Source organism: Micromonospora cynarisoli (genome assembly GCF_030518815.1).
Taxonomy (GTDB): Bacteria; Actinomycetota; Actinomycetes; order Mycobacteriales; family Micromonosporaceae; genus Micromonospora; species Micromonospora wenchangensis.
This window is the reverse complement of the sequence record NZ_CP130426.1, coordinates 2,526,984-2,539,836: the sequence shown is the minus strand read 5'-3', so window position 1 is coordinate 2,539,836 and position 12,853 is coordinate 2,526,984. Positions and strand designations below refer to the sequence as shown.

Sequence of the window (12,853 nt, the reverse complement as noted above, 5' to 3'; positions counted from 1 at the left end):
TCCGGGCACCCGCCGACGGCCGCTCCGGCCGTCGGCGTCGGCGCGCGGTCCCGCCGTGCCGTGCGGCGCGGTACGGACGCCGTGCGGCGTGCCACGCCGCCCCCGACGCCTGACGCCCCCACCGACCTGTCGACCCGTGACCGGGTGACCCGGCTCCTGCTGGAGCAGGGGGCGGCCACCGCCGGCCAACTCGGCTCGGCGCTCGGTCTCAGTCCGGCCGCGATCCGCCGGCACCTCGACGCGATGCTCGCCGACGGCGACGTGGTCGCCCGGGAGCAGACCGTGCGGGGCAGCCGGGGGCGGGGCCGACCGGCGAAGGTCTTCCTGCTCACCGACGCGGCCCGGCGGCGCTGCGGCACCCACCACTACGACAACATGGCCACCGCCGCGCTGCGCTGGATCGCCCGCAACGGCGGCCCGGACGCGGTCGAGGCGTTCGCCGCCGACCAGGTCGCCGCGTTGGAGGCCCGCTGCCGGGCCGCCATGGAGGACGCCGGCGACGATCCGCTGGCCCGGTCCGAGGCACTCGCCGGTGCGCTCACCGCCGAGGGTTACGCTGCCAACGCGTCGACGATCGCCTCGGGCGGGCAGCTCTGCCAGCACCACTGTCCGGTGGCGCACGTGGCCGCCGAGTTCCCCCAGCTGTGCGAGGCCGAGACGGCGGTCATCTCCCGTCTGGTCGGCACCCACGTGCAGCGTCTGGCCACCATCGCGCACGGCGACGGGGTGTGCACCACGCACATTCCGGCCCAGCCGCGCGCCCAGTCCGGTAACACCGTCACCACTGTGAGGACAGATAGATGACCGAGCAGATCGTCCAGCCCCTGACCCAGGAAGAGCAGCTCGCCGCCCTCGGTCGCTACGAGTACGGCTGGGCCGACCCCGACGTCGCCGGGGCGGCCGCCCAGCGCGGTCTCAACGAGGCGGTGGTGCGGGACATCTCGGCGAAGAAGAACGAGCCGGCCTGGATGCTCGACCTGCGGCTCAAGGGCCTGCGGCTGTTCGGCCGCAAGCCGATGCCGTCCTGGGGCGCCGACCTCACCGGGATCGACTTCGACAACATCAAGTACTTCGTGCGCTCCACCGAGAAGCAGGCCACCAGCTGGGAGGACCTGCCGGAGGACATCAAGAACACCTACGACCGGCTGGGCATCCCGGAGGCCGAGAAGCAGCGGCTGGTCGCCGGCGTCGCGGCGCAGTACGAGTCCGAGGTGGTCTACCACAAGATCCGCGAGGACCTGGAGGAGCAGGGTGTCGTCTTCCTGGACACCGACACCGCCCTCAAGGAGCACGAGGACATCTTCAAGGAGTACTTCGGCACGGTGATCCCGGTCGGCGACAACAAGTTCGCCGCGCTGAACACCTCCGTGTGGTCCGGTGGCTCGTTCATCTACGTGCCGAAGGGCGTGCACGTGGAGATCCCGCTCCAGGCGTACTTCCGGATCAACACCGAGAACATGGGCCAGTTCGAGCGGACGCTGATCATCGTCGACGAGGGCGCGTACGTGCACTACGTCGAGGGCTGCACCGCGCCGCTCTACTCGTCCGACTCGCTGCACAGCGCGGTCGTCGAGATCGTCGTCAAGAAGAACGCGCGCTGCCGCTACACGACCATCCAGAACTGGTCGAACAACGTCTACAACCTGGTCACCAAGCGGGCCGTCTGCCACGAGGGCGCCACCATGGAGTGGGTCGACGGCAACATCGGCTCCAAGGTGACCATGAAGTACCCGGCGGTCTACATGACCGGCGAGCACGCCAAGGGCGAGGTGCTCTCGGTGGCGATGGCCGGTGAGGGCCAGCACCAGGACGCCGGGGCCAAGATGGTGCACGCCGCGCCGCACACCAGCAGCACCATCGTGTCGAAGTCGATCGCCCGGGGCGGCGGCCGTACCTCGTACCGGGGGCTGGTGCAGGTGCTGGAGGGCTCGCACCACAGCCGCAGCACGGTCAAGTGCGACGCGCTGCTGGTCGACACCGTCTCCCGCTCGGACACCTACCCGTACGTCGACATCCGTGAGGACGACGTGTCGATGGGGCACGAGGCGACCGTCTCCAAGATCAGCGACGACCAGCTCTTCTACCTGATGAGCCGGGGGCTGAGCGAGGACGAGGCGATGGCGATGATCGTGCGCGGCTTCATCGAGCCGATCGCCAAGGAACTCCCGATGGAGTACGCCCTGGAGCTCAACCGCCTGATCGAACTCCAGATGGAGGGCGCGGTCGGCTGACGCCGCCCGCCGCCCCACGACACCGTCGTCCCGGACAGACAGACCAAGGAAGAGATGACTACCCAGGCTTCCGCGCCGCCCAGCACCAAGTCGCAGGCGCTCCGCTCGTACGACGTCGCCGACTTCCCGGCCCTGACCGGCCTGGAGGAGGAGTGGCGCTTCACCCCGCTCAAGCGGCTCCGTGGGCTGACCGACGGGGCGCAGGCCGCCACCGGCACGGTCCGCCACGAGTACGCCGACCTGCCGGCGGGCGTCACCGTCGGGCGGATCGGCCGGGACGACCCCCGGGTGGGCAGCGTGCTCACCCCGGTCGACCGGATCAGCGCGCTCGCCTACGGCGGTGCCGGTGAGGCGCTGCTGGTCGAGGTCGCGGCCGAGGCCGTGCTCGACGCGCCGGTGAGCCTGCGGGTGGTCGGGGACGACGCCGCCGGGCTGGCCTTCGGGCACACGTTCGTCGACGTGGGCCGGTTCGCCGAGGCGGTGCTGGTGCTGGAGCACGTCGGTGCGGCGACGCTGGCCGACAACGTCGAGGTGGCGGTGGCCGACGGGGCGAAGCTGACCCTGGTCACGGTCGCCGACTGGGCCGCCGACGCGGTGCAGGCCCAGCACCTGAAGATCCGCCTCGGGCGCGACGCCAAGGTCTCGCACGTCCAGGTCAGCCTGGGCGGCGACCTGGTCCGCCAGTTCACCACGGTCGAGTACACCGGCCGGGGCGGCGAGGCCGAACTGTACGGCGTCTACTTCGCCGACGGCGGCCAGCACCTGGAGCACCGGCAGCTCGTCGACCACAACGTGCCTGACTGCCGCAGCCACGTCGGCTACCGGGGCGCGTTGCAGGGCGACGAGGCGCACACCGTCTGGGTGGGCGACGTGCTGATCCGGGCCGAGGCGACCGGCACCGACACGTACGAGATCAACCGGAACCTGCTGCTCTCCGACGGCGCGCGGGCGGACTCCGTACCCAATCTGGAGATCGAGACCGGCGAGATCGCCGGCGCAGGCCACGCCAGCGCGACCGGCCGGTTCGACGACGAGCAGCTGTTCTACCTGATGGCCCGGGGCATCCCGGCGGACGAGGCGCGTCGCCTGGTGGTCCGGGGCTTCTTCGCCGAGGTGATCAACAAGATCCCGGTCGAGCCGCTGCGTGAGCGGCTCGGCGACGCGATCGAGGCCCGGCTCACGAAGGCCGGGGCCTGACATGATCCGGATCTGCGCGACCGGGGACGTGCCGCAGGGCACCGTGATCAGCGCCGACGTGGACGGCGTCCCGATCGCCGTCGTGCACGGCACCGACGGCGGGTTCTACGCCGTGTACGACGAGTGCTCGCACGCCTCGGTCGCCCTCTCCGAGGGTGAGGTCGAGGGCTGCACGCTGGAGTGCTGGCTGCACGGTTCCCGCTTCGACCTGCGCACGGGTGAGCCCACCGGGCTGCCCGCCACCGAACCCGTTCCCGTCTACGCCGTCGAGGTCCGCGACGGCGACATCTACCTTCCCGTGGGCGCCGACGGCCGCCCGACGCCGAGCAATGGAGTGACCCGATAATGAGCACCCTGGAGATCCGCGACCTGAAGGTGTCGGTCAAGCTGCCCGAGGGTGAGCTCAAGCCGATCCTGTCCGGTGTCGACCTGACCGTGCGGTCGGGGGAGACCCACGCGATCATGGGCCCGAACGGCTCCGGCAAGTCGACCCTGGCGTACTCGGTCGCCGGCCACCCCAAGTACGAGATCACCGGCGGCTCGGTGACCCTCGACGGTGCCGACGTGCTGGAGATGACCGTCGACGAGCGGGCCCGCGCCGGCCTCTTCCTGGCCATGCAGTACCCGGTCGAGGTGCCCGGCGTCTCGGTGGCGAACTTCCTGCGCACGGCCAAGACCGCCATCGACGGCGCGGCCCCGAAGCTGCGTACCTGGGGCGGCGAGCTGCGCGGCGCGATGGAGAAGCTCCAGATGGACCCGGCGTTCGCCCAGCGCAACGTCAACGAGGGCTTCTCCGGTGGTGAGAAGAAGCGGCACGAGATCGTGCAGCTGGAGCTGCTCAAGCCCAAGATCGCCATCCTCGACGAGACCGACTCCGGGCTCGACGTGGACGCGCTGCGGGTGGTCAGCGAAGGGGTCAACCGGGTCCGCGACACCGGCGACACCGGCCTGCTGCTGATCACCCACTACACCCGCATCCTGCGCTACATCAAGCCCGACTTCGTGCACGTCTTCGTGGCCGGCCGGATCGTCGAGCAGGGCGGCCCGGAGCTGGCCGACAAGCTTGAGGACGAGGGCTACGAGCGGTACGTCGCCGGAGCCGGCGCGGCGCGGGCCTGAACACACACGGACGGGGACCGCTGAGATGACCACCATCGCCATCCCGGACGGGATGCCGCAGTACGACGACGTGCCGCGCTTCGACGTGGCCGCGGTGCGGGCCGACTTCCCGATCCTCGACCGGGAGGTCAACGGGCACCGGCTGGTCTACCTCGACAGCGCCAACACCTCGCACAAGCCCCGGCAGGTGCTCGACGTGCTCGCCGGGCACTACGCGATGCACAACGCCAACGTGTCGCGCTCGGTGCACACCCTGGGCACCGAGGCGACCGAGGCGTACGAGGGGGCGCGGGCCAAGATCGCCGCGTTCGTCAACGCGCCGAGCGTGGACGAGGTGGTGTTCACCAAGAACTCCACCGAGGCGATCAACGTGGTGGCGTACGCCTTCTCCAACGCCTCGCTGCGCGCCGACGCCGACGAGCGGTTCCGGCTCGGCCCCGGCGACGAGATCGTGATCTCCGAGATGGAGCACCACTCGAACATCGTCCCGTGGCAGCTGCTGGCCGAGCGGACGGGCGCGACGCTGCGCTGGTTCCCGGTCACCGACACCGGCCGGCTGGACGAGTCGGGGTTGGCGGACCTGGTCACCGAGCGGACGAAGATCGTCGCGCTGGTGCACACCTCCAACATCCTCGGCACGGTCAACGCCACCGCCCGGATCACCGAACGGGTCCGCCAGGTGGGTGCGCTGCTGCTGCTCGACTGCTCGCAGTCGGTGCCGCACCAGCCGATCGACGTGGTCGACCTGGACGCCGACTTCATCGTGTTCACCGGGCACAAGATGTGCGGGCCGACAGGCATCGGCGTGCTGTGGGGGCGGGGCGAACTGCTCGCCGCGATGCCCCCGGTCATGGGCGGCGGCTCGATGATCGAGACGGTGTCGATGGCCCGGTCCACGTTCGCCGCGCCGCCGGCCCGGTTCGAGGCGGGCACCCCGCCGATCGCCGAGGCCGTCGCGCTCGGCGCGGCGGTCGACTACCTCACCGGCGTCGGGATGCGGGCGATCCAGTGGCACGAGAAGGAGCTGACCGCGTACGCGCTGGACGCCCTCGCGACCGTGCCGGGGCTGCGGATCTTCGGCCCGACGGTGCCGGTCGGCCGGGGCGGCACGATCTCGTTCGCGCTCGGCGACGTGCACCCGCACGACGTCGGGCAGGTCCTCGACTCGCTCGGCGTGCAGGTGCGGGTGGGCCACCACTGCGCCAAGCCGGTCTGCACCCGGTTCGGGGTGCCGGCGATGACCCGGGCGTCGTTCTACCTGTACACCACCACTGAGGAGATCGACGCCCTGGTGGCGGGTCTCGAACAGGTGCGGAGGATCTTCGACTGATGCAGCTGGACCAGCTCTACCAGGACATCATCCTGGACCACTACAAGCGCCCGCAGGGGCGTGGGCTGCGCGACGCCGACGACCCCGACGCCGAGGTGGGCGAGGCGCACCACGTCAACCCGACCTGCGGCGACGAGGTCACCGTACGGGTGGCCGCCGTCGACGACATCGTGGTGGACATCTCGTACGACGGGGCCGGCTGTTCGATCAGCCAGGCGTCGGCGAGCGTGCTGTACGACCGGCTCTCCGGCCGGTGCGCGGAGGAGATCGCCGCCGTGCACGCGGGGTTCGTGGCGTTGATGTCCGGCCGTGGCCAGGTCACGCCGGACGAGGAACTACTCGGTGACGGGGTGGCGTTCGCGGGTGTCGCCCGCTACCCGGCCCGGGTCAAGTGCGCGCTGCTGCCGTGGATGGCGTTCAAGGACGCCGCGGCACGCGCGGGGGTGGGCGTGAGCCCGACGGAGGTGGAGGCATGAGCGAGAACACCGCTACCGCGGCGACGCCGGAGACCGGCGACGCCAGTACGACGACCGACGCGGTGACGCCGCCGGCCACCAACGGTGCCGCCGGCCCGGCGGACGCCGCCGCGACCCCGGCCGCCGACGGCGTCACCGGCACCCCGGCCGCCGCCGGCCCGGCGGAGGCCGCCGCGTCGACCGGCAACCGGGCGGCCCTCGCCGACATCGAGGAGGCGATGAAGGACGTCGTCGACCCCGAACTCGGCATCAACGTGGTCGACCTCGGCCTGGTGTACGGCGTCCACGTGGACGACCAGAACGTCGCCACCCTGGACATGACGCTGACCTCGGCGGCCTGCCCGCTCACCGACGTGATCGAGGACCAGGCCCGGCAGGCGTTGACCACCGGCCCCGGCGGGGGACTGGTCGACGACATCCGGATCAACTGGGTCTGGCTGCCGCCGTGGGGGCCGGACAAGATCACTGACGAGGGGCGGGACCAGCTCCGCTCCCTCGGCTTCAACGTCTGACCTCCGGTCCGACCTCGCGGGCGCGGCACCCCCACCGGGTGCCGCGCCCGCAGTCGTCCACCCGCCCTGCCCTGCCGGCCCAGTGGCGGCGGACAATCCGGGCTCAGCGCCCGTACCTCGTTGCGGGTCGGCGCGGCCGCCGCGTCGTCCCCGCCCGCCCCGGCGGCGTCCGACCGTCGGGCTGCCGACGTGCGGTGAGCCGTCCGCCGTGCCGCCGTCCGCCGTGCCGTACGGTCGGGTGATGAGCAGCCGACCTGCGGCCGGTGGCGGCCGGTGGATCGAGGTCGATCCGACCCGCGTCGCCCGCTGGGTGGAGGGCTTCACCGACCGGCACGGCCCACCTGCCGTCTCCCCGCAGGGGTACGGCCTGCTGCTCACCGCCGCCGACGGGGCGACCGCCGAGCTGCACCTCCCGCCGGGCGGCGGCACCGGGGCGGCGGCCCGGCCGGTCGACGACGTGCCGGGGTTCGTCGACGCCGCCGTCGCGCCCCGCCGGCTCGGGCTGCTGCTGGCCCGCAAGGGCGCGGTGGCGGTCGGTGTGGCGCTCGGCACCGAACTGCTGGTCTCCAAGGTGGACACCCGGTACGTACAGGGCCGCACCGCCGCCGGGGGCTGGTCGCAGCAACGGTTCGCCAGGCGGCGGGACAACCAGGCCAGGGCGGCCCTGGGCGACGCGGCGGAACTGGCCGTACGACTGCTGCTGCCGGAGGCGGCGACGCTGGCGGCGCTGGTCTGCGGCGGTGACCGGCGGGCCGTCGACACGGTCCTGGCCGACCGGCGGCTGGCCCCGCTCGCCGGACTGCGGGCCGAGCGGCTGCTCGACGTGCCCGAACCCCGGCACGCGGTGCTGGTCGGCGCGATCGCCGCCGCCCGCGCGGTGCACGTCCTGGTCCGCGACCCGGCCTGAACCCGGCCGACACCCCGCTGCGGCGGGGGACGCCGGCCGCAGCCCGGGACGGCACCAGCCAGGGCCGCAGCCGGGGAGCGCACCGGGCCGGGACGACGGCACGGCCGGGCCGACGATCGCAGCCGGCACGGCACCGGCGGTCACACCGTCCGGTACGGCGACGTCCCCGGGAACGGCGGCAGCCGCCGCGATGGCGACGACTGCCCGGGATGACGACACCGCCGGGAACGGCGACGGCGGCCGGGGGCGTGCGCCCCGCCGACCGCCGCGACCTGCCGACCGGTGCCGGTCAGAGGCTGCCGCCGAAGGTGTCGCAGGACTTCGGGTCACCGGTGGTGTAGCCCTTGGTGAACCACTGCTTGCGCTGCTCGGAGGAGCCGTGGGTGAACTCGTCCGGGTTGACCGGGCGGTTGGCCCGCTTGGAGATGGCGTCGTCGCCGATCTTCTCGGCGGTGTCGATCGCCTGCGCGATGTCCTGCTCGGTGATGCTCTTGAAGATCTTCTGGCCCTGCTCGTCGGCGGTGCCGGTGGCGTTCTTGGCCCACGCGCCGGCGTAGCAGTCGGCCTGGAGTTCCAGCTTGACCGAGAGCGCGTTGGCGCTGCCCGGGTCCCGCTGCTGCTGGCGGCGCATCTGCGCCTCGGTGCCGAGCAGATCCTGCACGTGGTGGCCGTACTCGTGGGCCAGCACGTACGGCTGGGCGAACTCACCCTCGGCGCCGAGCTGGTCGGCGAGGGTCTGGTAGAAGGTCAGGTCGATGTAGACCAGGTCGTCGGCGGGGCAGTAGAACGGTCCGACGCCGGAGTCGGCCTGGCCGCAGCCGGTGTTGACGCCCTGGCTGAAGAAGACCGTCTTGGACGGCTGGTACTGCTGGCCGAACCGCTCGGGCAGGGCGGTGCGCCAGTACGCCTGGATCGAGTTGACGTAGAGGGTGTTGCGGCAGTCCAGTTGCTTGAGCGCGTCGTCGGCGGAGCACTTCTGCTCCAGGGCCGTGTTGTCGCCCGTTTCGGACCCGCCGCCGGTCATGGCGTTCAGTCCGAAACCGCCGCCCACCAGGGCCACCAGCACGGCGATGATCAGGCCGACGATGCCGCCGCGCCCGCCGCCGCCCGGGAGCGGGATCGGGATGCCCCCGCCACCCCCACCGGACCCCCGCCGATCGTCCACCTGGCCGGTGTCGATCCGCGCGTTCTCGTTCAGCTCCATGTTGACCCCGATCACCGATTCGTCACGTCTGAGGGTTGCGCTACCGGACCGGGTCCGGACGGCGTTTTCGGTACCCGATGATCTTGTACGGTAATCCGGGCGGTGTGCGTCGGGCCGCCCGGTACACTTGTCGGGTGCTGCGCTGCGAAGGCTGAACCGCCCCGCGCCGACGGGAACCACTGACCCGCCGGCGCTTTCGCGTGCCCTGAGCCAGCCCTTCCAGACCCCCGAGAGCGAGTACCGGAAATGATCAGTGTCACCGGCCTGGAACTGCGTGCCGGCTCCCGGATCCTCCTGTCCGACACCACCCTGCGGGTGCAGCCCGGTGACCGGATCGGACTGGTCGGTCGTAACGGCGCGGGCAAGACCACGACCCTCAAGGTACTGGCCGGCGAGGGGCAGCCGTACGCCGGGCAGATCGACAGGCGCAGCGCCATCGGGTACCTGCCGCAGGACCCGCGTACCGGCGACCTGGAGGTCACCGGCCGGGACCGGGTGCTCTCCGCCCGGGGGCTGGACGTGCTGATGGCCCAGATGAACGAGATCGAGCAGCAGCTCGCCGACGGCGCCGACGACAAGCTGGTCCGCCGCTACGGTGCGCTGGAGGACCAGTTCGCCTCGCTGGGCGGGTACGCCGCCGAGGCCGAGGCCGCCCGGATCTGCGCCAACCTGGGGCTGCCCGACCGGGCGCTCGCCCAGACCATCGGCACCCTCTCCGGCGGTCAGCGCCGCCGTATCGAACTGGCCCGCATCCTGTTCCGCGACGCGGGGGAGAACGGCGGCGGCATCCTGCTGCTCGACGAGCCCACCAACCACCTCGACGCCGACTCGATCACCTGGCTGCGCGGTTTCCTCGCCAACCACAAGGGCGGGTTGATCGTGATCTCCCACGACGGCTCGCTGCTGGAGGCGGTGGTCAACAAGGTCTGGTTCCTCGACGCCACCCGCTCCGTGGTCGACGTCTACAACCTGGGCTGGAAGGCGTACCTGGCGGCGCGGGAGACCGACGAGCGTCGCCGCCGCCGGGAGCGGGCCAACGCCGAGAAGAAGGCAGGCGCCCTGATGGCGCAGGCCGACAAGATGCGGGCCAAGGCCACCAAGACCGTCGCCGCGCAGAATATGGCCCGCCGGGCCGAGAAGCTGATCTCCGGTCTGGAGGAGGTGCGCCAGGCCGACAAGGTGGCCAAGGTGCGCTTCCCGACCCCGGCGGCGTGCGGGAAGACGCCGCTGACCGCGTCCGGCCTGTCGAAGTCGTACGGGTCGCTGGAGATCTTCGCCGACGTGGACGTGGCGGTGGACCGGGGTTCCCGGGTGGCGATCCTGGGGCTCAACGGTGCCGGCAAGACGACGCTGCTGCGGATGCTCGGCGGCCTGCTCCCGCCGGACACCGGCGAGGTGCGGGCCGGGCACGGGCTGCGGCTGGGCTACTACGCCCAGGAGCACGAGACCCTCGACGTCGACCGGACGGTGCTGGAGCACATGCGCAGCGCCGCGTTCGAGCAGTCCGACACCGACCTGCGCAAGATCCTCGGCGCGTTCCTCTTCTCCGGCGAGGACGTCGACAAGCCGGCGGGGGTGCTCTCCGGCGGGGAGAAGACCCGGTTGGCCCTGGCCACCCTGGTCTGCTCCGGCGCGAACGTGCTGCTGCTCGACGAGCCGACGAACAACCTGGACCCGGTCAGCCGGGAGCAGGTGCTCGACGCCATCGCCCGTTACCCGGGGGCGATCGTCCTGGTCACCCACGACCCGGGCGCGGTGCTCGCGCTCAAGCCGGACCGGGCGATCCTGCTTCCCGACGGCGACGAGGACGCCTGGAGCGACGACCTCCTCGAACTGGTCGAACTGGCCTGACCGACCCCGCCCGCGACGGTTGGCGGGGCCGGCGGCCCGTGGTGACGGCCCGGTCGGTGGTCGGTCGGGCGACGTCGCCGGACAGGTGGTCGTGGACGAGGGCGTCCGGTGGTCAGCGGGCGAGGTCGGCCAACCGGCCGAGGACGCCCGAGCCGACCAGGATCACCAGGCCGATGGCGACGAAGACGACCGGGACCAGCCAGTGTCCGGCCCGGCCGACCAGGCGCACCACCCGGGGGTGCCCGCCGAGCAGCGCGGCGGCACCGCACCAGACGGCGACCAGGAGCGCGAAGACCAGCAGGTAGACCAGTCCGGTGGCCGGGTCGAGGGAGCGGAACACCGGCACGTAGACGGCGATGTTGTCCGCGCCGTTGGCGACCGTCACCCCGGCGACCCCGAGCAGGCCGCCGACCACGGCCGGCGGGGTGTCGTCGTCGGTGCGGGCCAGCAACGCCCGGACCCCGAGCGCGATCGGCAGCAGCCCGAGCAGGCCGGTCCACGGGTCGGGCACCACCAGCAGGCCGGCGGCGACCACCAGGGCCGCCGCGACGAGGGCGGCGATGCCCAGGTACTGACCGGTGACGATCTGCCACGGCCGGGGTCGTCCGGTGCTGCGGGCGGCCACGAAGAGTACGGTCAGCACCACGATGTCGTCGAGGTTGGTGGCGGCGAAGACGGCCGTCGCCCCGCTCACGTCGCCCAGCAGGTCGGTCACGACCGGCAGGCTACGGGCCGTCCACCAGGACCGTCACGGCGCGGTGCCAGCCGCTGACCGGGCGGAGGGTCACTCTATCGGGTTGACGACACTGCATAGCGTGTCGGTTGGCGAAGAGTTGATATCTGGCGCATGATCGTTCGAGACGGTCTAATAGGTGGGACCGTATCGAACCGCACAGTCTGGGACGTGAGGAATCAGCATGGCAGCCACTGGCACAGCCACCAGCACTGAGAAGGGTCGCCGGATCGTCGGAGCCGAGCGTCAGACGCTCGCCAAGGACCTGGTAAAGCGGTACACCGGCGGGGAGAGCATCCGCGCGCTCGCCGCCTCGACCGGGCGATCCTACGGGTTCATCCACCGCGTGCTCACCGAGTCCGGTGTACAGCTGCGACAGCGCGGCGGCGCCCGGCGTCGCAAGAAGGCGTGACCCGCCCACCAGCGTCGTCCGTCAGCACGCCCCGGGTGGTCCGGTGACCGCCGAGACGACCGGGGTGCTACTGCACTGCGACGGGCCGGTCGCGACGGTCACGTTGTGCCGGCCCGACGTGCTCAACGCCCAGACTCCGGCGATGTGGCGCGCGATGAGCGACTTCTCCCGGGACCTGCCCGGTGACGTGCGCGTCGTGGTGGTACGCGGCGAGGGGCGGTCGTTCTCCGCCGGCCTCGACCTGTCGGTGGCCGGTGCCCAGGGGCCGGGTTCCTTCGCCGAGCTGTCCACCCTGCCCGAGCAGGAGTGCGCCGACCGGATCGCCGGTTACCAGCAGGGCTTCACCTGGCTGCACCGCCCCGACGTGATCTCCGTGGCGGCCGTGCAGGGTCACGCGATCGGCGCGGGCTTCCAGCTCGCGCTCGCCTGCGACCTGCGGGTCCTCGCCGAGGACGCCACGCTGTCGATGGCCGAGGTCACTCTCGGTCTGGTCCCCGACCTGGCCGGCACCAAGCGGCTGGTCGAGCTGGTCGGCTACGCCCGCGCCCTGGAACTGTGCGCCACCGGCCGGCGGATGGACGCCGCCGAGGCCGACCGGATCGGCCTGGCCAACCTGGTGGTGCCGAACGCCGAGCTGGACGCGGCGGTCCGTGACCTCGCCGCCGGCCTGCTCGCCGGCGACCGGGACGCGGTGGTGGAGATCAAGGCGCTGCTCGCCGGTGCCGCCGGCCGCTCCCACACCGAGCAGCAGCGGGCCGAGCGTGAGGCGCAGACCCGCCGGCTGCGTGACCTCGCGGGCCGGGGCGAGTAGCCGGCCGACGGTCGGTAAGGACTGCCCGGGAAGAGCCGGGTTACCACCGGGGTTGTCGTAGGCGTCGGGA

Annotated in this window: 14 protein-coding genes; 12 read left to right on the top strand and 2 right to left on the bottom strand. The window is 72.1% G+C overall.

All coding sequences use genetic code 11. From position 1 onward, the window contains the following. Nucleotides 1-60 precede the first annotated feature (60 nt). From Q2K16_RS10350 to Q2K16_RS10310, 9 genes are all read left to right on the top strand, one after another. On the top strand, nucleotides 61-804 hold the full coding sequence (locus tag Q2K16_RS10350) for a helix-turn-helix transcriptional regulator (RefSeq protein WP_489671910.1): 744 nt from the start codon (nucleotides 61-63) through the stop codon (nucleotides 802-804). Next, nucleotides 801-2,231 (top strand): Fe-S cluster assembly protein SufB, encoded by a 1,431-nt coding sequence (gene sufB, locus Q2K16_RS10345; protein ID WP_302745018.1) that lies wholly within the window; start codon nucleotides 801-803, stop codon nucleotides 2,229-2,231. The genes Q2K16_RS10350 and sufB overlap by 4 nt, the downstream gene beginning before the upstream one ends. Before the next feature lie 54 nt (nucleotides 2,232-2,285). Then, complete coding sequence (sufD, locus tag Q2K16_RS10340; protein ID WP_302745016.1) at nucleotides 2,286-3,428, top strand: Fe-S cluster assembly protein SufD; 1,143 nt, start codon at nucleotides 2,286-2,288, stop codon at nucleotides 3,426-3,428. 1 nt (nucleotide 3,429) lies between these two features. After that, nucleotides 3,430-3,774, top strand: a complete 345-nt coding sequence (locus Q2K16_RS10335) for a non-heme iron oxygenase ferredoxin subunit (RefSeq protein ID WP_302745014.1) — start codon at nucleotides 3,430-3,432, stop codon at nucleotides 3,772-3,774. Continuing rightward, on the top strand, nucleotides 3,774-4,547 hold the full coding sequence (gene sufC, locus Q2K16_RS10330) for a Fe-S cluster assembly ATPase SufC (protein WP_302745013.1): 774 nt from the start codon (nucleotides 3,774-3,776) through the stop codon (nucleotides 4,545-4,547). The genes Q2K16_RS10335 and sufC overlap by 1 nt, the downstream gene beginning before the upstream one ends. A gap of 25 nt (nucleotides 4,548-4,572) precedes the next feature. Beyond that, complete coding sequence (locus Q2K16_RS10325) at nucleotides 4,573-5,877, top strand: cysteine desulfurase (RefSeq protein WP_088645040.1); 1,305 nt, start codon at nucleotides 4,573-4,575, stop codon at nucleotides 5,875-5,877. Then, the gene (gene sufU / locus Q2K16_RS10320; protein ID WP_302745012.1) at nucleotides 5,877-6,353 is read left to right on the top strand and encodes a Fe-S cluster assembly sulfur transfer protein SufU; all 477 of its coding nucleotides are present in this window, start codon (nucleotides 5,877-5,879) and stop codon (nucleotides 6,351-6,353) included. Before Q2K16_RS10325 ends, sufU begins: the two co-directional genes overlap by 1 nt. Continuing rightward, a complete protein-coding gene (locus Q2K16_RS10315; RefSeq protein ID WP_302745011.1) occupies nucleotides 6,350-6,865 on the top strand; it encodes a metal-sulfur cluster assembly factor in 516 nt (171 codons plus the stop codon). Before sufU ends, Q2K16_RS10315 begins: the two co-directional genes overlap by 4 nt. 241 nt (nucleotides 6,866-7,106) lie before the next feature. Beyond that, nucleotides 7,107-7,772: an acVLRF1 family peptidyl-tRNA hydrolase gene (locus tag Q2K16_RS10310; RefSeq protein ID WP_302745010.1), complete on the top strand. Its 666-nt coding sequence runs from the start codon at nucleotides 7,107-7,109 to the stop codon at nucleotides 7,770-7,772. A 289-nt stretch (nucleotides 7,773-8,061) separates the two neighbouring features. Here Q2K16_RS10310 and ypfJ read toward each other — a convergent pair whose 3' ends face one another. Further along, the gene (ypfJ, locus tag Q2K16_RS10305; protein ID WP_302746429.1) at nucleotides 8,062-8,976 is read right to left on the bottom strand and encodes a KPN_02809 family neutral zinc metallopeptidase; all 915 of its coding nucleotides are present in this window, start codon (nucleotides 8,974-8,976) and stop codon (nucleotides 8,062-8,064) included. Between the two features lie 246 nt (nucleotides 8,977-9,222). Here ypfJ and Q2K16_RS10300 point away from each other — a divergent pair, with 246 nt between their 5' ends. Further along, entirely contained in the window at nucleotides 9,223-10,827 is a 1,605-nt protein-coding gene (locus tag Q2K16_RS10300) for an ABC-F family ATP-binding cassette domain-containing protein (protein ID WP_302745009.1), read from the top strand. Between the two features lie 112 nt (nucleotides 10,828-10,939). On the opposite strand, the gene Q2K16_RS10295 is transcribed toward Q2K16_RS10300, so the two are convergent. Beyond that, on the bottom strand, nucleotides 10,940-11,542 hold the full coding sequence (locus Q2K16_RS10295) for a cadmium resistance transporter (protein ID WP_302745008.1): 603 nt from the start codon (nucleotides 11,540-11,542) through the stop codon (nucleotides 10,940-10,942). Nucleotides 11,543-11,744: 202 nt separating this feature from the next. On the opposite strand from Q2K16_RS10295, the gene Q2K16_RS10290 reads away from it, so the two are divergent. Both Q2K16_RS10290 and Q2K16_RS10285 read left to right on the top strand, forming a co-directional pair. After that, on the top strand, nucleotides 11,745-11,972 hold the full coding sequence (locus Q2K16_RS10290; protein ID WP_007072022.1) for a helix-turn-helix domain-containing protein: 228 nt from the start codon (nucleotides 11,745-11,747) through the stop codon (nucleotides 11,970-11,972). A 43-nt stretch (nucleotides 11,973-12,015) separates the two neighbouring features. Further along, entirely contained in the window at nucleotides 12,016-12,783 is a 768-nt protein-coding gene (locus Q2K16_RS10285) for an enoyl-CoA hydratase/isomerase family protein (RefSeq protein WP_302744990.1), read from the top strand. The last annotated feature ends 70 nt before the right edge of the window (nucleotides 12,784-12,853 follow it).

Coding starts and splice junctions, on each gene's coding strand:
- Q2K16_RS10290 (WP_007072022.1), top strand. CDS start 11,745: ATGGCAGCCACTGGCACAGCCACCAGCACTGAGAAGGGTCGCCGGATC.
- Q2K16_RS10310 (WP_302745010.1), top strand. CDS start 7,107: ATGAGCAGCCGACCTGCGGCCGGTGGCGGCCGGTGGATCGAGGTCGAT.
- sufU (WP_302745012.1), top strand. CDS start 5,877: ATGCAGCTGGACCAGCTCTACCAGGACATCATCCTGGACCACTACAAG.
- Q2K16_RS10335 (WP_302745014.1), top strand. CDS start 3,430: ATGATCCGGATCTGCGCGACCGGGGACGTGCCGCAGGGCACCGTGATC.
- ypfJ (WP_302746429.1), bottom strand. CDS start 8,976: ATGGAGCTGAACGAGAACGCGCGGATCGACACCGGCCAGGTGGACGAT.
- sufC (WP_302745013.1), top strand. CDS start 3,774: ATGAGCACCCTGGAGATCCGCGACCTGAAGGTGTCGGTCAAGCTGCCC.
- Q2K16_RS10315 (WP_302745011.1), top strand. CDS start 6,350: ATGAGCGAGAACACCGCTACCGCGGCGACGCCGGAGACCGGCGACGCC.
- sufD (WP_302745016.1), top strand. CDS start 2,286: ATGACTACCCAGGCTTCCGCGCCGCCCAGCACCAAGTCGCAGGCGCTC.
- Q2K16_RS10300 (WP_302745009.1), top strand. CDS start 9,223: ATGATCAGTGTCACCGGCCTGGAACTGCGTGCCGGCTCCCGGATCCTC.
- sufB (WP_302745018.1), top strand. CDS start 801: ATGACCGAGCAGATCGTCCAGCCCCTGACCCAGGAAGAGCAGCTCGCC.
- Q2K16_RS10325 (WP_088645040.1), top strand. CDS start 4,573: ATGACCACCATCGCCATCCCGGACGGGATGCCGCAGTACGACGACGTG.